This is a genomic window from Virgibacillus sp. GM2-2, assembly GCF_055329585.1.
In genome coordinates, this window is the sequence record NZ_JBUZWC010000142.1 from 1 (window position 1) to 244 (window position 244).

2 tRNA genes are annotated in these 244 nt (G+C 49.6%); both read right to left on the minus strand.

The window, feature by feature from the left end:
* Positions 1-83 precede the first annotated feature (83 nt).
* A tRNA-Pro gene (locus ACY9Z2_RS19295) sits at positions 84-160 on the minus strand.
* A gap of 5 nt (positions 161-165) precedes the next feature.
* Positions 166-242 (minus strand) — tRNA-Arg (locus ACY9Z2_RS19300).
* Positions 243-244: the final 2 nt, after the last annotated feature.

Sequence of the window (244 nt, forward strand, 5' to 3'; positions counted from 1 at the left end):
AACCCTCATCATCAGCTTGGAAGGCTGAGGTTTTACCACTAAACTACACCCGCATATATTCATATGTTATAAAGGATTTTCGATGGTCGGGAAGACAGGATTCGAACCTGCGACCCCATGGTCCCAAACCATGTGCTCTACCAAGCTGAGCTACTTCCCGTAAAATGGCGCGCCCGAGAGGAGTCGAACCCCTAACCTCTTGATCCGTAGTCAAACGCTCTATCCAATTGAGCTACGGGCGCTT